This is a genomic window from Janthinobacterium sp. PC23-8, from assembly GCF_002250505.1.
Lineage (GTDB): Bacteria > Pseudomonadota > Gammaproteobacteria > Burkholderiales > Burkholderiaceae_D > Janthinobacterium.
The window spans coordinates 2,182,179-2,199,939 of record NZ_NJGY01000001.1 but is presented as its reverse complement, the minus strand read 5'-3'; the positions used below and the strand labels follow the sequence as shown (position 1 = coordinate 2,199,939).

The following is a 17,761-nucleotide window of genomic DNA, read 5'->3' as shown; positions in this document are numbered from 1 at the left end:
TGCTCTCCTGGCTCAGACATTGTCGATCTGCAGCAGTACGGCCGTTTCGGCGCGGCTGCGGCGGCAGGCTTCGGCGTCCTGCTTCAGGTCGATGCCATAGGTCGGCAGCATGGTTGTCAGGCGCGCCAGCCAGCGCGGGTCCTGCAGGCGCTCGGCGAAGCAGCGCTGCAGCACTTGCAGCGCAATGTAGGCGGCCGTCGACGCGCCCGGCGAGGCGCCCAGCAGGGCGACGATGGAATGGTCGGCGGCCGCTACCAGCTCGGTGCCAAACTGCAGTTGTCCTTCCTCGTGCTTGAACCAGCCGGCGCTTTCATGCGGCGCGATGGTTTGCACGCGCTGGCCGGCGACGGCTTTTTTCCAGTCCTGCTGCAGCGCCAGCGGGAAAAATTCCTTCAGCGCCGCGAACTGGTGCTCGGCGCTTTGCATCACCTGGCCGATCAGGTATTCGGTCAGCGCCAGATTGTCGCGCGCCACGTCGAACAGGGGGATGACGTTGTCGTGCGTGAGCGACGCGAACAGATCGGCCGGCGAGCCATGTTTCAGGAACTTGGTGGAAAAGCCCGCATACGGGCCGAACAGCAGCGACTGCTTGCCGTCGATGATGCGCGTGTCCAGGTGCGGCACCGACATCGGCGGCGAACCGCTGGCGGCCTTGCCATACACCTTGGCGTGATGGCGCTGGCTGACGGCGTCGACGTCGCAGCGCAGCCAGATGCCGCTGACGGGAAAGCCGCCATACCCCTTCGCTTCCGGGATGCCCGACTGTTGCAGCAGCGGCAGGGCACCGCCGCCGGCGCCGATAAACACAAACTTCGCCAACACACTCTGTTGCCCGCCGCCGCGCGTATCCTCGACCGTCACGCGCCAGCCATCCATCGCCTGCCGCGCCAGCCCCGTCACCTTGCTGTGGTAGCGCACGGCAAAGCCGGGATGCGCCGCAAGATGATCGACCAGCAGATGGGTCAGGGCGCCGTAATCGACATCGGTGCCGCTCACCATGCGGGTGGCGGCGACCGGCTGGCCTTCGTCGCGCCCTTCCATGATCAGGGGCGCCCATTGCGCAATGGTGGCGCGGTCCTCGGAATATTGCATGCCGTGGTAGCAATGGTGCGCGGACATGGCCTGGTAGCGGGCGCGCAAGAAGGCGACATTGGCCTCGCCCCACACAAAGCTCATGTGCGGGCAAGGGTGGATAAAGGCGCGCGGATCGGGGATTGCGCCCTGTTGCACCAGATATGCCCACAACTGGCGCGAGATGTCGAACTCGGTATTGACCTCCAGCGCCTTGCTGATGTCGATGCTGCCGTCCGCGCGCTGCGGCGTGTAGTTCATTTCGCAGTTGGCGGCGTGGCCGGTGCCGGCATTGTTCCAGCCGCCGGAACTTTCCTGCGCGCAGTCGTCCAGTGTTTCAAACATGACGATGGACAATGCCGGATCAAGTTCCTTGAGCAGCACGCCCAGGGTGGCGCTCATGATGCCGCCGCCGATCAGGACGATGTCGTGGCAGGGAATATCAATGGTGGGATTCAAGATGGCTCTCCTTTGATGAACAGGGTGCGGGCGTGCTCGCCCACGATGACATAGGCGCGGCGCCACGGCGCCTCGCCGATCAGCCGCCAGCTGTGGCCGCTGCCGGTGGTGTCTTCGGCCAGCAGCAGGTCGCCGGGGCGGATGATGAAAGTGGCGCCGTCAGCGCAGCGAAATTCCAGCGTGCCACTCAAGGTCAGCACGAACTGGCGCGCCGGTGCATTGTGCGCGGCAAAAGCGCCGCCGCTGGCGGTCTCGCGCCAGGAAATGCTGGCCGCTTGCATGACTTCGCTGAAGATATCGCCACGCTCACCGTGCTCACCAGCGTGCAGCGCAATGCTGCCTTCCTCGAACACGGAGTTGCTGTCCGCGCCGGTCCAGATACGTACACATCGGATCATGCCGTTTCTCCTTGCCTGATAAACCAGCCCACTGTAGCGGCTTCGCTTGCGCTTCGAACCTGCCATAGGATCAGGGTGCCAAAGCCTGCTTACCTGACCCAATGGCAGGTCAAGCGCGGGCCAGTTTTCCGTACAGTGCGGTGATACGGTCAATCAGGCCGCCATCCCTTTTCCAGGAGTTTTCCATGGCACTTCCTTCCTTGCTCAACCGTCTTGCCGCCGGCGCGCTGGTCGCCGCGCTGTCCCTGCCGCTGGCCGCTTTCGCCGCGCCCGACGTGTCCGTCGCGCCGCAGTACGACACCACCCATGTGTATGTGCAGAACGCCGACATCGACGCTTTTGTGACCAGTTTTGTCGGTACCTTTGGCGGCAAGGCCTCGCCGCGCGCCGTGTTTACCGTCACGCCCACACCGAGCAAGACAGCCTCGCAATACATCCAGACGCCGGTCGGCATGCTGTCGGTGTTCGCCTTCCAGACGCCGATCCCCTACGGCTTCGGCCTGGAACGTAATGGCTATCTGGTCACCGATATCTATCAGGCGACCGAGGCCGCCGTCGAAGCGGGCGCCGACGTGACCGTGGCGCCGTTTGACGATCCGATCGGCAAGGATGTGCTGATCCAGTGGGCCGGCGGCATCAACCTGCAGCTGTACTGGCATACCAAGGCGCCGTCGTATCCGGCGCTGCACTCGGTGCCCGACAACCGCGTGTATATTTCACCTATTTCAGCCGACAAGTTCCTGGCCCAGTTCAAGCAGTTCGCGCATGCGACCGTGGTCGCTGACGAGAAAGTCGACGGCGGCGAGATCGGCCGCGGCGGCGAGGCGATTCGCCGCGTGCAGCTGACCTCGGGCTTCGGCAAGATGACGGTGTTTGTCAGCGACGGCAAGCTGCCGTTCCCGTATGGCCGTGAAAGCACCGGCTACCAGGTCGACGACATGGCGGCCACTTTGGCCAAGGCCGCCGCCAATGGCGTGACGGTGCTGGTGCCGCCACTGAAAACCAGCAAGGGCAATGCCAGCGCCATGCTGCAGTTCCCTGGCGGCTATATCAGCGAGATCCATGATGCCGTGCACTAAGCGCGCCATGCGGCTGTGCTGCGCCGTGCTGGCGCTGCTCAGCGGCGGGGTTGCCGGCGCCCAGGAGCTTGCCTGCGACGCACAGCGCCCCGCGCTCAACTTCAACCGCTGGAATGAAAACTGGAGCGCGCTGGCCGAGCCCTGTCTGGCGCGCCAGCCGCTGGACGGCTTGAAATACCTGCCGCTCGGCGACGGCGGCTCCTACCTGTCGCTGGGCGCCGGCCTGCGCGAGCGCTATGAACATATCGCCACGCCCCTGTTCGGCGCCGGCAGCGCGCGTCCGGACGGCTACGTGATCGAGCGCGCCAATGTGCACGCCGACCTGCGCCTGGGGCAGTACGTGCAGGTGTTCGGTCAGCTGGTCGACGCGCGCGCTTTTCAAAAGCACGCGCTGGCGCCGCCGGACCAGGACAAGCTGGACGTCGAGCAGCTGTTTGCCACCGTGGCCGTGCCGACCGACAACGGCGCCGTCAAGCTGCGCGTGGGCCGCCAGCAAATGGCCTTCGACCTGCAGCGCTTTATCGCCGCGCGCGATGGTCCGAATGTGCGCCAGTCGTTTGACGGCGTCTGGGCCGACTGGGAGCATGGGCCGTGGCGCCTGATCGGCTACGCCACGCAGCCGGTGCAGAACCGCAGCGAGAACACCTTCGACGATTATTCCAACGGCCAGCTGCGCCTCGATGGCCTGCGCGTGGAATACCAAGGCTTCGGGCCAGGCGATGTGTCGGGCTACTACTCGCGCTACCGCCGCGACGCGGCGCGTTTTCTCGACGCGGCTGGCAACGAGCGGCGCGACGTATATGACCTGCGCTACAACGGCAAGCGCGGCGGTGTTGACTGGGATATCGAAGGCATGCTGCAGCGCGGCCAGGTGGGTTCCCAACGGGCGCAGGCCTGGGCCTTGGGCTCGATCGCCGGCTATACCTTTGCCAGCACACCGTGGACGCCGCGCGTGGGCCTGCAGTTCGACATGGCTTCGGGCGACCGGCACGCGGGCGATGGCAAGCTGGGCACTTTCAATCCCCTGTTTGCCAACGGCTACTATTTTTCGCTGGCGGGCCTGACCGGTTACAGCAACCTGATCCATTTGAAGCCGTCGCTGAACTTCAAGCCGGCCAAGGCGCTCAGCGTGACCACATCGTTGGGCCTGCAGTGGCGCCAGAGCACCGGCGACGCGGTCTACGTGCAGAACATGTCGGGCGTGCCGCGCACGGCCGGGCAGGGCAGCCGCTGGACCGGTGCCTACGCGCAATTGCGCAGCGACTGGAGCATCAATCCGAACCTGACGGCCTCGCTCGAAGCGGTGCACTTCCAGGCCGGCGACAGCTTGCGCACGGCCGGCGGTGGCAATGCCAATTACCTGGGAATGGAATTGAAATTCGGTTGGTAATCGATGGTGTTAAGCTCGCTCTTCCCACCATGACAGGAGCCTGGCTTGCAATCCGCATCGCACCACCGCCAGATCGCCCTCGTCAGCTATGGCACGCAATGCTTGCGCGGCAAGCTGGCGCTGGACGACTGGTACCGGCATGGCATTTTTTTCGGCGCCCGCCTGCAGTTCCGGCAACTGGCCGACAACGCCCTGCTGGCCGATGATTTCACCTGGTGGCTGGGCATCCTGAAGCAGTCGGGCGCGGTGCGCCTGTCGCTGCACCTGCTGTCCGGGTTCGGCATCGCCAGCCCGGCCGTCATCGACTACGGCGACTACGCGGTGGTGGCGCATTTTCCTGATCGCCACCAGATCTGGGCCGTCGGCGTGGAGCGCCCAGCCTGGCGCGATCACCCGCTGGTGCCGGATGTGCCGGGCATACCGATTTTCCCCGACGCCACATCATGGGGTGGGCAGATCGACAGCTACTGGTGCGTCGAAGAGCGGAGCGGCACACTGGTAGTGCCGGAAACCAACTGGAAGGCACTGGCCGGCAGCATCGCCGCCGATCTCGAGATCACGATGCCATCGAGCCTGGCGCCGCCCGGACCGGTGTTCCTGCCATCGGAACCGCCCGCCTCGTGGGCGAAATTTCCACTGTTCCCCAGCGGCAAGGTGACCGCGCTCGCGCATGCCATCCTGGCCTCGCTGTACCGGGAACAGGCCAAGTTCGGGAACGATACGCATTTTAAAAATGACAGCAGTTATTACCAGGGCCTCGATGCGCAAGGGGTGGCCAAAGTGGACGGCTGGGGCCGGCGTCTCGATGGCTGGCTGCTTGAAGTGGAGCTGCGCTGCGCCAACGAATACCGCCAGCGGGCGTCAAGCGACGATGGCATGCCGTTGCCTCTGCCGCCGGCGGCAGCTCGTCCGGCGCGCAGCAAGGACGTCAAGGCGCAGCAGCAAGCGCCAGGCTACACCGACCCAGTGGCGACATCGGGCAGTAAATGGTTGCGCCGCATCGTCTTGCTGGTGGTGTGCCTGGTGCTGCTGGCCTTTGCCCGTTGCATGTGGCTGGCCGTTTAATTGAAACTGACTTCCTTGCGGTTGTCGCTCGACACGCGGTCAATCATCTTGTTGTACGGATCGACGCCGACGTCAAACGGTTTTTCCTTGACCGTGATGGTCAGCACCGGGTCGTGGCCAGCCAGCACGCGCTTGTCGGTGAACAGGACTTTCTCGTCCTTTTCCTTGGCGCCAGGCGCGCGCGCGAAGATGGCGATCTCCACCGGCTCGTCATATACGCGTGGACTTTCCTTGCCCTTGCCGTCCGATTCAAGCTTGGCCAGGTGCAGCTTCATGGTCACATCCCACTGGCCGTCGGGCCGCTTGACGGCGGACGCTTGCTTGACGCGGTTGTCGTAGAAAACGATTTTCTCGAACAGGTCGGTGATCAAGGCCTGCTTGTCCTGCGGCGCTTCGGCGCGGATATACGCCAGCAGTTCTGCGCTGGTGGTAAACGGCGCCTGCTGGTAGCCCTTGTCTTGCAGGAAGCGTTTCAGCGCGCGGTTGACGGCCGCCTCGCCGATCTCGTCGCGCAGGCGATAGAAGATCAGGCTGCCCTTGCGGTAGTGGATATATTGCTGGTTTTCCACGCGTGCCAATGGCAGTTCCTCGATCAATTCGCCGCCGCGTCCGCTCAGGTAACGGTCCAGCTCATAGCGCAGGAAGCGGCGCAGCTTGTCGCGGCCGTATTCCTTTTCCATCACCATCAGCGCCGAGTATTGCGCCAGCGACTCCATCAGCATCGAGGCGCCCTGCACATTGGCGCCGATCACCTGATGCCCCCACCACTGATGCGCCATCTCATGGGCCGTCACGTAATACACATAGTCGATATCGTCCTTGTCGCGCAGGTCGGCGATAAAGCCGATGCCTTCCGAGTAGGGAATCGTGTTGGCAAACGACTGGGCAAAGCTGGCGTAGCCCGGAAACTCCAGGATGCGCACCTGCTTGTGCTGGTACGGCGTGAACTCGGTGGTGTAATAGTCGAGCGACTTTTGCACCGAGGTGATCATGCGGTTGGTGTTGTAGCCGTGCTTTTTGTCGACATAGATTTCGATCGGCACGCCATGCCAGTCGCCTTTTTTCACGTCCCAGCGCGCCGACAGATAGGCAAAGAAGGGCATCATCGGCTGGTCCATCTTGTAGTGGTAATAGCGGCGGCCATCCTTTTCCCAGCTTTTTTGCAGGTAGCCTGGCGCCAGCGCGATCTGGTCCAGGCTGGTCGATACCGTGGTGTCAAAGCTGATCCAGTCCGCTTCGCCGCCGAACACGGTATTGCCGTAAGCCGACTTGTCTTCCAGCCTGGCCATGCGCTGCGGCTCGCCCAGGCCCCGCTTGCGGCGCTCGTTGCGGTCCTTCAGCTCCATCTCGTGCTGGTAGCCGAAGTGCGGGAAAAAGGCCGCGTTGTTGAAGAAAGTGCCGTTCAGGTTGATCTGGTCCGGCGCGCCGTTGTTGGTAAAGCCCTCATGCGTGACGGCCACCGTGAAATCGAGCGGCAGTTGCGCGCCGGGCGCCACCGGCTGCCTGAGCTTGAGGATGCTGAAACCGAGCTCCTTGTCGTCCAACTGTGTGCTGTGCGCCGGCAGGTTCAGCCATTTGGTGTCGAGCTCGGGATCGAGCACGATGCGCAGGGTGTCGATCGCCTGCGCGGTCTTGTTCTGCAGCACGTAGTGGCCCTTGATCAGCACCTTGCGCTGTTCCGGGTAGATGTCGACGTTGGCCTGCACCTCGGTGATTTTGAGCTGCGGCAAGTCCTTGTACTGGCGATACAATTTTTCGTAGCGCGCCTGCTTGTCCATGCGCGCGTCTGCCGGTTCATAGGTGTTGAGCACATTGGTGTTGTAGAAGATCCAGCCACCGGTGCCCAGCCAGCACAGCAACACCACCGCCAGCGCGGCGCCGGTTGCGCTTTTCAGGCGCCGGCCAGCCAGGCTGATGCGCGCGCGCCAGCCAGTCGACAGGCCGCGCACCCAGAACGCCTGCGCCAGTATCACCAGCGCGACCGTGAACAAGCTCCAGTACAGCGCATACCAGCGCCAGCCCGCCAGGAAGTGGCCATAGCCATTCATGTCGGAATACTTGATGTCGGGCGTGGCGCCGAAATTGTAGAGATTATGCTCGAAGTGCATGATGCCCAGCACGCTCTGCGACACCATCAGCAGGATCACCAGCAGATAGCCGATGAATTTATTGTTCGACAGCACCTGCAGCACGATGGCGCACAAACCCATCAGCACGAAGAAGAAGGCGCCCAGCAGGCTACCCTCCAGATACAGCCCCGGCTCCACCGCTGCGCCGCCCTTGACCAGCTGAAAGATGATGGTGCTCAAGACGCCGACCAGCATGTAGCCGGCCACCACGCCGACCAGCGCCGTGCACTTGGCCAGCAGCGGCGTCCAGTCGGCGACCGGCATGGCGTCGCTGACATCGGCGATGCGCGCTTGCCGCTCCTTGAAGATCAGTTCGCCTGCATAGAACGTCACGATAATGATCAGCATGAAGCTGAAGCTCTGGCTGATCTGTTGCAGCATCAGGTAGGTCATCGGATAGACGGCCGTGCCGAACATTTTCGAGCCCATGCTGGCGCCGGCCACCAGGTTGATTACGCCGAACAGCAGCATGACCAGGAAGGGCACGCTCTTGAATACGCCGGCCGCGTCGAAACGCAGGATCTGCCACCACTGGCGCCAGGCCGTGGCCGCGCCGAAGACCGGCGTGATGCGCGGCAGCAGCAAAGGCGCGGCCGCCGGCAGCATGGCCGCTGGCGCCTTGTGCTTGCCGAACAGGCGCTTGCCGGTGCCGCTGCGTTGTGGCTTGAACAGCACGACGGTGGCGGCAAACAGCACCACAGTGATGCCCAGCCACAGCAGCCGGTTGGCCAGCAGGAAATGTTCAAACGGCGGCAAGCTCGTGTTCGCTTCGGACGAGGTGAAATAGCGCGTCATGCGGCCAAAGGCGGTCACGCCAAACGGGTCGAGCAGCACGGCGATCCATTCGTTGTTGATGTCGCGCGTAAAGACGCTGGCGATGGTCCTGAGCACGAAAAACGCCAGCACGCCCACATACACCAGCAGCATCGAGCGCGTGGTGGCCGCCAGCAGCATCAGCAGCGCGCCGACAAACAGCAAGTTGGGGATCACCAGCACGGCAAAGGACCAGCCATAGGTGTGCAGCGAAAACGGGCCCACGCGCTGCGGGTCGACCCACGGCATCAGGGGGCCGATCATGGTGCCGAGCGCGATGCACACGAAAATCACCAGGCAGGCGACAAAGCCGGCGGCAAAGCGGCCGAACAGATAATCCCATTTGCGCATCGGCGTGGCGAACAGCATGTCGGCCATGCCGACCTCGCTGTCGCGCAGCACGGCGCCGGCGATAAAGACGGTGATCAAAAACATCGACAGCAGGGTAAACATGCCCAGCAACTGCGCCACCACGGTGGGCGCATTGCGGTTGACATTGCCGATCGCGCCGCCCATCTGCACCGAGTCGCTGGTCGTCACGCCAAAGGCCATCAGGGCCAGGATGGCGGCAAATACCCACAGCAACGGTTGCTTGAGCTGATAGCCGAGGTCAAACTTGAAAAATTCCTTCCACATGGCGCGCTCCTCAGGCCACGGCGGAGGTGGATGCGGCGGCGTGGCGCACATGCAGGAAGTACACGTCTTCCAGGTCGGGCGCGATCTGCACGAAGCCGGCATCAGGCTGGCTGTCGGCATAGACATTGATCTGCGGGCGGCCGCCCACCAGGCGCGTCGACAGCACGTTCAGGCTTTGCTGGTACTGCGCCAGTTCGTCGGCCGAGACGCTGCGGCGCCACACCTTGTTGTGCAGGGTATCGATGGCCGCCTGCGGTTCGCCCTGCACCAGCACCTGTCCCTTGACGATCATCGCCATGCGCGGGCACAGGTCGGTCACGTCGGCCACGATATGGGTCGACAGAATCACCACCACCTGCTCGCCGATCTTCGCCAGCAGGTTCAAGAAGCGGTTGCGTTCGTCCGGGTCCAGGCCGGCCGTCGGTTCATCGACGATCACCAGCCGCGGCGCGCCCAGCAGCGCCTGGGCAATGCCGAAGCGCTGGCGCATGCCGCCCGAATAGGTGCCCAGCTTGCGCTTGCGCGCTTCCCACAGATTGGTTTGCTGCAGCAAGGCTTCGACCGCCTCCTTGCGCGGCCCTTTTTCCGTCAGGCCTTTCAATACCGCAAAGTGATTGAGCAAGGTTTCCGCGCTGACTTTCGGATAGACGCCAAAATCCTGCGGCAAATAGCCGAGCTGGCGGCGCAAGCCTTCCTTGTCTTTCAGTACATCGACGCCGTTGAAGGTGATGCTGCCGCTGTCGGGGTCTTGCAAGGTTGCAATGGTGCGCATGAGCGAGGATTTGCCGGCGCCATTCGGCCCCAGCAGACCGAACATGCCGTTTGGAATGTCGAGGCTGATGTCATGGATGGCCCTGACGCCATTGGCATAGGTTTTGTTCAGTTGTTTGATCGATAGCATTGCGACACTCTCCTGGGCTTGACGGTAAAAATGCCGGCCGATTGGTGTCGGCCGGTCTGTCCTGGTCGTCCGCGATAGCGGATGTTACTTAAAGACAATACTGTATCGTCAATTAAGAAGTAAATAATATTTTTGCGACCGGGCGCCAGAAAACAGGGCTGAAAGGCGGCAGGAGGGGATGAGTGACGCAGTATCAACGACATCATCCCCGCACGCGGCGGGGACGCAGACAGGAGAACGGGAGGGCAGCAGTGCGTCAGAAGCGCATCTTGACGTAGGCCGAGGGGCCCGTCAGGCGGATATTGAGGTCGGCGTCGCGGCTGCTGTCGCGGCGCAGGGCAATTTTCGAGATGCCGTAATCGGCCACGAAACCGATATTCTGGAACGGAAACCATTCCACGCCGATATTGCCACCGTAGATATGGCCGTTGATGGTGCCGCCATTTTTCTTGATGCCGGACGCTTCCAGGTACATGCGCACTTGCGGCGTGAAGGCATGGCACCACGCCACTTCGAGCAGCGGCGCAAACGCGTGTTCGCTGACGGAGTCGCGCGCGGTGGCGCTCACGCCATTGACCAGGCCGGTGGCAGTGCCGTCGAGCCTGGCGCTGTAGTAGGCCGCGCCCAGGCCGATGCCGAAGGTATCCTTGTCCGCGCCCAGCCACCACTTGTAGGCCAACTGGGCCAGGTCCAGTCGCAGGTCGGCGTCGGCGGTAGCCGTGCCGGTGACGGGCTGGCCGTTGATGATGGTCTGGCCGGACAGGGTCGGCGTATAGTTCTTGTCGTAGCGGTAGTAGTCAAAGGCCAGGCCATGGCGCTCACCGATCAGCAGGTCGGCCTTGATGCGCGGAATCGTGGTGTGTTTGGGATTGGACGATGGCGTATCGAGGCGGCCGAACTGCGTGTCGGCGCCGATATCGATGCGCGGATCGGCATAAAAGGCGCCCAGGGAAATGCTGGCGCGGTCCAGCGCCACGGACGGCTCGGCATGCGCCGCCGAGCCGGTGGCGGCAACCCCCACGATGGCCAGCAGCATGGCGAGACGGCGCTGACGTGGTGGCGACAGGCGGGTGGACGCGGGCTGGGCAAACATGGGAAACTCCTCTGGAAAATAATGACGCAGTAAAACGCCGCAGCGTAGGCGGCAGTGCAATGAGGAAATGGTATCAATTGCACCATGTTGTCGATGTAGCCGCACTTCTCAAATTTGCGTCAGAATCGTCCTACTGTATTTGATTGACTGATCACCAAGGGGAACATCATGAAAATCGCCGCCATTTCCGATATCCACGGCAATCTTGCCGCGTTAGCGGCCGTGCTGGCCGATATCGCGCGCCGCGGCGTCGATGTCACTGTGAACCTCGGCGATATCGTCTCGGGTGCCTTGCAGCCGCGCGAGACGGCGGCGCGCCTGATGGCGCTGGCGCTGCCGACCATACGCGGCAACCATGAACGCCAGTTGCTGGGCGACCCGGCGCGCATGGGGCCGTCCGATGCGTATGCGCGGGCGCAATTGTTGCCAGAGCAGCTGGACTGGATCGCCGCGCTGCCGGCTACCCTTCGCCTGCGTCACGACGTGCTGCTGGTGCATGGCACGCCGACCAGCGACCTGGTGTATTTTCTCGATACCGTCACGCCGCAAGGCAACCGCGCCGCTACCGTGGACGAAGCGCGGCAACGCGCCGGCGATGCCCGGGCAGCCCTGATTTTATGCGGCCACACGCATATGCCGCGCAGTGTCACCCTGCCCGATGGACGGCTGATCGTCAATCCGGGCAGCGTCGGCCTGCAGGCCTACGACGACGAGCATCCTTATGCACATGTGATGGCAAACGGCACGCCACATGCGCGCTACGCGATTGTCGAAGACGATGCGCAAGGGCTCTGGCATGCGCAGTTTCACCAGGTGGATTACGACTGGGAGGCGCAAGCGCAGCTGGCGCTGGCGCACGGCCGGCCAGACTGGGTGCTACCCCTGCGCAGCGGCCGGGTGGTCCAGGGGTAGATCATCAGCGGAACTCTTCGGCCACCAGATTGTATTTCTGCATCTTGTGATACAGGGTCTGTTTCGGCAGCCCCAGCACATTGCTCACTTCGCTGACATTGCCCGCATATGCGCGCAGTTCCTGTTCGATCAATGCGCGTTCAAAGCCGTTGACCTGTTCGGCCAGCGACAGCGCGCCGGTCGGCGCGCCGCTCGCCAGCAGGTTGGAGGTGCCGCCGGCGATGCCCAGCACGAAGCGGTCGGCGATATTGCGCAGCTCGCGCACATTGCCGGGCCAGCCATGGGCCATCAGCTTGCGCATCTGCGCGCTCGACACCATCGGCGCGGTGCGGTTGTAGCGCGCGGCGGCGGCCAGCACGAAATGCTCGAACAGCATCGGGATATCGTCGCGCCGCTCGCGCAGCGGCGGCAGGTGCAGCACGATCAGGTTCAGCCGGTAATACAGGTCGCTGCGAAATTTTTGTTGCTGCGACAGTTCTTCCAGGTCCAGCTTGGCGGCGGCCACCACGCGCACATCGACCGGCGTGGCAGTATTCGAGCCCAGCCGTTCGATATAGCGCTCCTGCAGCACGCGCAGCAATTTGACCTGCAGCGACAGCGGCAGGCTTTCGATTTCATCGAGGAAAAACGTGCCGTGGTCGGCGTGTTCGATCTTCCCCACCTGGCGCTTGGCCGCACCCGTAAACGCGCCCGTTTCATGGCCGAACACTTCGCTTTCAAAAATGCTTTCGGGGATGGCGCCGCAGTTGACGGCGACAAAATTGTGCTTGCGCCGGTGGCTGTAGTCATGCAGGCAGCGCGCCACCATTTCCTTGCCGGTGCCCGTGTCGCCATAGATCAGCACGTCGGCCGGTTCATCGGCCACGTCGAGTATCAGGCGGCGGATATCGCGCATCGATTGCGAGTTGCCCAGCAAACGCGACTCGATGCCGCCGCCGTCTTCCAGCTGGCGGCGCAGGCTGTGCACTTCCAGCATCAACCTGCGCGTTTCCAGCGCGCGCAAAATCACGTCGACCAGTTGCTCTGAGGAATACGGTTTTTCGATAAAGTCGTAGGCGCCCGTGCGCATGGCGTGCACCGCCATCGTGATGTCGCCGTGGCCGGTGACCAGGATCACCGGCAGGTTGGCGTCGAGCAGCTTGATTGCCTGCAACAGGTCGAGGCCGCTCATGCCGGGCAGGCGCACATCGCTCACCACGATGCCGGCAAAGCCGGGCGTGAGCAGCTTGTAGGCCTGCTCGGCCGAATCGAAGGCCAGCACGTCCAGGCCGGCCAGCTGCAGCGCCTGCTCGCTGCCTTCGCGCACGGTCGGATCGTCCTCGACCAGCAACACCTTCAAACCATCAAACATGCTTTTCCTCCTGCGTTGCCATCTGTAATTCGATGGTGAATATGGCGCCGCCGCCGGCAGCGTTGTCGGCGCGCAGCACGCCGCCGAACTGGCGCGTGATCTGTTCTGAAATGGCCAGTCCCAGGCCCAGCCCCAGGCCCTGCGGCTTGGTGGTAAAAAACGGTTCGAACAGGTGTTCGTACACTTCCGTCGACAGGCCCGGCCCCGTATCGGCCACATGGATCAGCACCAGCTGCGCCTTGCACTCGACGGTGACGCGCAGGCTGCGCACCTCGCTGCCGTTCATGGCGTCGAGCGCGTTCGCAAACAGGTTCACCAGCACCTGCTCCAGGCGGTTGCTTTCGCACACGGCAAAGATATCGTCGGGCGGCAGCTGCAAGGTAAAACGCACGTTTTCCACCTGCAAGCGGCGTTCGACCAGAAACAGCGCATTGCTGATCGCCGTCGGGATCGATACCGACGTCAGGCTGGTGGTCGACTTGCGCGCAAACACCTTCAATTGACCCGTGATGGCGCCCATGCGCGCAGCGATCTGCGATATTTTAGCCAGGTTGCGGCGCGCATCGTCGAGCCGGCCCCGTTCCAGCAAAATCACGGCGTTGTCCGACATGGTGCGCAGGGCCGTCAACGGCTGGTTCAGCTCGTGCGTGATGCTGGCCGACATCTGTCCCAGCACGGCCATCTTGCCGGCCTGGAACAGCTCGTTTTGCGTGATGTGCAGCTTCTGTTCGGCCTTGCTGCGCACCTCGATTTCCTGGCTCAGGCTCTGCGTCATGGCGTTCAGTTCCGAGGTGCGTTCCTCGACCATGGTTTCCAGGTTGTCATAGGCGTGCTGCAAGTCTTCGCGCGCGCGCAGCTTTTGCGCCACCGCCGCGCGCCGCTGGCGCACATAAAAGAACAGCAGCACGAAAAAACCCAGCAGCACGCCCGAAAACGCGGCCGCCGAGCGCGCGCTGGCCTTCGCCTGCGCCAGGTCGGACAGGTAGATGAAGGTCCAGCCATTGGGCGACTTGAGCTTCATCTGGGTCATCACGCTGGACGTGGTTTTTTGCGTGGCGTCGGCCCGTTCCTGCTCGCGCACGCTGATCACGCGCGCGCCATTGCCCAGCTGGCGGTCCGACACGAAAGGAATCGTTTCGAGCTGCTTCGAGTAGTACTGACGGGTTCGGTTGATTTCCTCGATCACCGCCGGCGACAGCGGCGCCAGGGTCTTGTATTTCCATTCCGCCACGGAACTCAAGAAAATCACGCCGTGCTCGTCGGCCAGCATCACCTTGTCGGCGCCCTGCACCCAGCGCTTTTCCAGGTTTTCCAGGTTCAGCTTGACGGTGGCCAGGCCCAGCATGCGGCCATTCTGATAGATGCCGTGGGCAAAGAAATAACCGGGCTCCAGGCGCGTCGTGCCGACCCCGTAAAAGCGGCCCGGCGTGCCGCGCAGCGCATCCTGGGCGTAGGGGCGAAAGGCGATATTGTCGCCGATAAAACTGTCAGGCCGCCGCCAGTTGCTGGCCGCGCGCGTGTTGCCGTCGAGGTTGCTGATAAAGATGGTCGACGACTTGGCCTGGGCATTCATCTGCTCCAGGTAATTGTTGACGGTGTCGACCAGCACCGGGTCTTCCGGGTGCTGCAGCAGGCCGATCACGTCGCGGTTCAGTTCCAGCGTCTTGGGCAGGAAATCGTATTTTTCCAGCGCATTTTCCAGGCTGCTGACATACACTTCCAGGCGCTGCGCGCCGCTGGCCTGCAGCTTGCCGATGGCGATGCGCTCGGTCCAGAAATACACCAGCCAGACGATGGCCAGGCAGGCCGCCAGCACCACGCTCCAGGCCAGCGCCTTGCGGGCCGAACGTTGCGCCAGGCGCTGTCGCCAGGAAAGAAGGGGGGTGCCGCTGTTGTTCATGGTTCGGTGTCAGACTGCAAGAGGCCCACAGTATCGCATCAAGGGCGGCATCAAAATGAAAAAAGCCGCCGGAGTAGTCTCCGGCGGCTCTGGCGGGAGCTAAACGTACTTAGAACTGGTGACGCATGCCCAAGTTGAAACCGGTATTGCCAGTACCGTTGTCGGTGGCGTTACCGACCACAAAGGTGGCGCCATTCTTGTTGTTGATATGGCTGTAAGCGGTGTACAGGTCGCTACGCTTGGACAGCGAGTAGTAGGCGCCGATGGCCCATTGCTGGGCGTCGCGGTTCAGGCTGCTCTTGTCGTCGTGACGGATGTACGAGGCGATCACCTTGGTCACGCCGAATGGCACGGTCACGCCCAGCAGCATGTCGTTGCTCTTGCTGTTGTTCTCGGCGCGGTTGTCGGCGTAGCCGAGGTTGGCTTGCGCGACGCCGAAGTCATAGCGCATGGCCAGCAGGCTGTTGCGCGCTTGCGCCGTGGCCAGGGCATTGTTCTTGCGGTTGTGCGTCAGGGTCAGGTTCAGCGGACCCTCGATGTAGTGCACGGCGCCGCCCAGGGTGCGGCTTTTCGAGTTGTCGCCAGCCACTTCGCCGAAGCCGTAGGCCAGCTCGCCCGACAGCTTGTTCCAGGTCGGGCTGGCGTACTGCACCATGTTGTCGACGCGGGTATTGGCTCCCAGGTTGTCGACGCGGGAATTGGTCGCCATGATGTTCGAGGCCGTGCCGGCCAGGCCGATGGCGAACGGATCGGCCACGTCGCGCAGCGCCAGGTAGTACGGCGAGTACTGGCGACCCAGGGTGACGGCGCCGGCGTTGCCGGTCAGGCCGACATACGCCTGGCGGCCGAACAGCAGGCCGCCCTGGCCGGAAGTGCCCGTATCGATATTGAAACCGCTTTCCAGAACGAAGGTTGCGGCCAGGCCACCGCCGAGGTCTTCCTTGCCCTTGAAGCCCAGGCGCGAGCCGGAAGCGACGCCGGAAGCGACGCGGGTCAGGCGATTGCCGGCAGCGTCCTTGTCAGCGACCAGGCCGGCATCGGCCACGCCGTAGATGGTGACGCTCGATTGCGCCAGGGCGGTGCAGGATGCACCAAGAGCGAACAAGGTAAACAGGACTTTTTTCATGAAAATCTCTCTATTAGGGTTAACTACTGATTGCACTGCCCGACTGCTTGTTACTCAACATTGAGATTAAATAAATGGCCCGCTTGTGACGGGCCATCGTTTTAAGCCTTGCTAGCGTGGTCTGCTTCACCCCAATGGCTTTCGGTATTCATGTTGGCGGCATTGGCTGCCGCCGCTTCTTCTTCGGTTGCCAGGCCGCCTTCCCACTTGGCGACGACTGCCGTGGCGACGGCATTGCCGACCGCGTTGGTTGCCGAACGGCCCATGTCGAGGAACTGGTCCACGCCCATCAGCAACAGCAGGCCGGCTTCCGGAATATTAAATTGGTTCAAGGTGGCGGCAATCACCACCAGCGAGGCGCGCGGTACGCCGGCAATGCCTTTCGAGGTCAGCATCAGCAGCAGCAGCATGGTGATCTGGGTACCGATCGACAGGTCGATGCCATAAGCCTGGGCAATGAACAGCACGGCGAAGGTGCAGTACATCATCGAGCCATCCAGGTTGAACGAGTAACCCAAAGGCATCACGAAGCTGGAGATCTTGCGGTCCACGCCGAACTGGTCGAGCGCGGTCAGCAGTTTCGGATAGGCCGCTTCCGAGCTGGCGGTCGAGAAAGCCAGCAGGAACGGTTCGCGGATCAGGCTGACGAGCTTGAAAATGCGCGGACCGATGACCACAAAGCCGGCGGCGATCAGCAGCGCCCACAGGCACATCAGGCCGACATAGAAGCCGCCCATGAATTTGGCAAACGTGACCAGCACGCCCAGGCCGTGGGTGGTGACGACCGAGGCCATGGCGGCGAACACGGCCAGCGGGGCCAGGTTCATGATGGTGCCGGTAATGCGCAGCATTACTTGCGCCAGCTGGTCGATCACATTGGTGAGCGCCTTGCCCGATTCGCCCAGGCCGGCCAGTGCGCCGCCGAAGAAGATCGAAAACACCAGCACTTGCAGGATTTCATTGTTGGCCATCGCCTCGATCGGCGACTTCGGCACCAGGTGGGTGAAGAAGTCTTTCATCGTGAAAGCGGCGGTTTTCAGATTGGTCGACGCGTGCACGTCCGGCAGTGGCAGCCCCAAGTTGGTGCCCAGCTGCATGATATTGGACAGCACCATGCCCAGCGCCAGGGAGACCAGCGAAGCGACCAGGAACCAGCACATGGCTTTCAGGCCGATGCGGCCAGCCGTCTTGCCGTCGCCCATGTGGGCAATGCCGACGGTCAGGGTGGAGAACACCAGCAGCGCGATGATCATCTTGATCAGGCGCAGGAAGATATCGGTGACGATGGAAATATTGCTGGCGATCTTGGCGCTGACGGCCGTATCGGGGTAAGCGGTGTGACAGGCGTAGCCCACCAGAATGCCCAAGATCATGGCAATCAGGATATATAGGGTTAACGGGCGTTTCTTTTTCATTGGTGACTCCTCCAGTAAATCGC

Annotated in this window: 13 protein-coding genes; 4 read left to right on the top strand and 9 right to left on the bottom strand. The window is 62.8% G+C overall.

Going from position 1 to position 17,761, the window contains the following annotated elements; genetic code table 11:
* Positions 1–12: 12 nt before the first annotated feature.
* The gene (gene mqo / locus CD932_RS09450) at positions 13–1,530 is read right to left on the bottom strand and encodes a malate dehydrogenase (quinone) (protein WP_176460920.1); all 1,518 of its coding nucleotides are present in this window, start codon (positions 1,528–1,530) and stop codon (positions 13–15) included.
* Positions 1,527–1,928 (bottom strand): hypothetical protein, encoded by a 402-nt coding sequence (locus tag CD932_RS09445; protein ID WP_094442414.1) that lies wholly within the window; start codon positions 1,926–1,928, stop codon positions 1,527–1,529. Before CD932_RS09445 ends, mqo begins: the two co-directional genes overlap by 4 nt.
* Before the next feature lie 185 nt (positions 1,929–2,113).
* Between CD932_RS09445 and CD932_RS09440 the strand changes: the two genes are divergently transcribed.
* The 3 genes from CD932_RS09440 to CD932_RS09430 are packed head-to-tail and all read left to right on the top strand — an operon-like array spanning position 2,114 to position 5,462.
* Entirely contained in the window at positions 2,114–3,007 is an 894-nt protein-coding gene (locus CD932_RS09440) for a glyoxalase (RefSeq protein WP_094442413.1), read from the top strand.
* Positions 2,991–4,397, top strand: a complete 1,407-nt coding sequence (locus tag CD932_RS09435; protein ID WP_254926539.1) for an alginate export family protein — start codon at positions 2,991–2,993, stop codon at positions 4,395–4,397. Before CD932_RS09440 ends, CD932_RS09435 begins: the two co-directional genes overlap by 17 nt.
* 45 nt (positions 4,398–4,442) lie before the next feature.
* A complete protein-coding gene (locus CD932_RS09430) occupies positions 4,443–5,462 on the top strand; it encodes a hypothetical protein (RefSeq protein ID WP_094442411.1) in 1,020 nt (339 codons plus the stop codon).
* Here CD932_RS09430 and CD932_RS09425 read toward each other — a convergent pair.
* The 3 genes from CD932_RS09425 to CD932_RS09415 all read right to left on the bottom strand — a co-directional run bounded on the left by CD932_RS09425 (position 5,459) and on the right by CD932_RS09415 (position 11,034).
* A complete protein-coding gene (locus CD932_RS09425) occupies positions 5,459–9,040 on the bottom strand; it encodes a M1 family aminopeptidase (RefSeq protein ID WP_094442410.1) in 3,582 nt (1,193 codons plus the stop codon). The genes CD932_RS09430 and CD932_RS09425 overlap by 4 nt on opposite strands.
* Positions 9,041–9,050: 10 nt before the next feature.
* Positions 9,051–9,941 (bottom strand): ABC transporter ATP-binding protein, encoded by an 891-nt coding sequence (locus tag CD932_RS09420; protein WP_094442409.1) that lies wholly within the window; start codon positions 9,939–9,941, stop codon positions 9,051–9,053.
* Between the two features lie 256 nt (positions 9,942–10,197).
* A complete protein-coding gene (locus CD932_RS09415; RefSeq protein WP_094442408.1) occupies positions 10,198–11,034 on the bottom strand; it encodes a hypothetical protein in 837 nt (278 codons plus the stop codon).
* Positions 11,035–11,202: 168 nt separating this feature from the next.
* Here CD932_RS09415 and CD932_RS09410 point away from each other — a divergent pair, with 168 nt between their 5' ends.
* Entirely contained in the window at positions 11,203–11,946 is a 744-nt protein-coding gene (locus tag CD932_RS09410) for a metallophosphoesterase (protein ID WP_094442407.1), read from the top strand.
* A gap of 4 nt (positions 11,947–11,950) precedes the next feature.
* On the opposite strand, the gene CD932_RS09405 is transcribed toward CD932_RS09410, so the two are convergent.
* The 4 genes from CD932_RS09405 to CD932_RS09390 form a co-directional block, all read right to left on the bottom strand.
* On the bottom strand, positions 11,951–13,297 hold the full coding sequence (locus CD932_RS09405; protein WP_094442406.1) for a sigma-54 dependent transcriptional regulator: 1,347 nt from the start codon (positions 13,295–13,297) through the stop codon (positions 11,951–11,953).
* The gene (locus tag CD932_RS09400; RefSeq protein ID WP_094442405.1) at positions 13,290–15,197 is read right to left on the bottom strand and encodes an ATP-binding protein; all 1,908 of its coding nucleotides are present in this window, start codon (positions 15,195–15,197) and stop codon (positions 13,290–13,292) included. Before CD932_RS09400 ends, CD932_RS09405 begins: the two co-directional genes overlap by 8 nt.
* A gap of 109 nt (positions 15,198–15,306) precedes the next feature.
* A complete protein-coding gene (locus CD932_RS09395; RefSeq protein WP_094442404.1) occupies positions 15,307–16,323 on the bottom strand; it encodes a porin in 1,017 nt (338 codons plus the stop codon).
* A 101-nt stretch (positions 16,324–16,424) separates the two neighbouring features.
* Positions 16,425–17,738: a dicarboxylate/amino acid:cation symporter gene (locus tag CD932_RS09390; protein WP_094442403.1), complete on the bottom strand. Its 1,314-nt coding sequence runs from the start codon at positions 17,736–17,738 to the stop codon at positions 16,425–16,427.
* Between the last annotated feature and the right edge of the window lie 23 nt (positions 17,739–17,761).

Coding starts and splice junctions, on each gene's coding strand:
- CD932_RS09435 (WP_254926539.1), top strand. CDS start 2,991: ATGATGCCGTGCACTAAGCGCGCCATGCGGCTGTGCTGCGCCGTGCTG.
- CD932_RS09425 (WP_094442410.1), bottom strand. CDS start 9,040: ATGTGGAAGGAATTTTTCAAGTTTGACCTCGGCTATCAGCTCAAGCAA.
- CD932_RS09445 (WP_094442414.1), bottom strand. CDS start 1,928: ATGATCCGATGTGTACGTATCTGGACCGGCGCGGACAGCAACTCCGTG.
- CD932_RS09400 (WP_094442405.1), bottom strand. CDS start 15,197: ATGAACAACAGCGGCACCCCCCTTCTTTCCTGGCGACAGCGCCTGGCG.
- CD932_RS09410 (WP_094442407.1), top strand. CDS start 11,203: ATGAAAATCGCCGCCATTTCCGATATCCACGGCAATCTTGCCGCGTTA.
- CD932_RS09395 (WP_094442404.1), bottom strand. CDS start 16,323: ATGAAAAAAGTCCTGTTTACCTTGTTCGCTCTTGGTGCATCCTGCACC.
- CD932_RS09440 (WP_094442413.1), top strand. CDS start 2,114: ATGGCACTTCCTTCCTTGCTCAACCGTCTTGCCGCCGGCGCGCTGGTC.
- CD932_RS09415 (WP_094442408.1), bottom strand. CDS start 11,034: ATGTTTGCCCAGCCCGCGTCCACCCGCCTGTCGCCACCACGTCAGCGC.
- CD932_RS09420 (WP_094442409.1), bottom strand. CDS start 9,941: ATGCTATCGATCAAACAACTGAACAAAACCTATGCCAATGGCGTCAGG.
- CD932_RS09390 (WP_094442403.1), bottom strand. CDS start 17,738: ATGAAAAAGAAACGCCCGTTAACCCTATATATCCTGATTGCCATGATC.
- CD932_RS09405 (WP_094442406.1), bottom strand. CDS start 13,297: ATGTTTGATGGTTTGAAGGTGTTGCTGGTCGAGGACGATCCGACCGTG.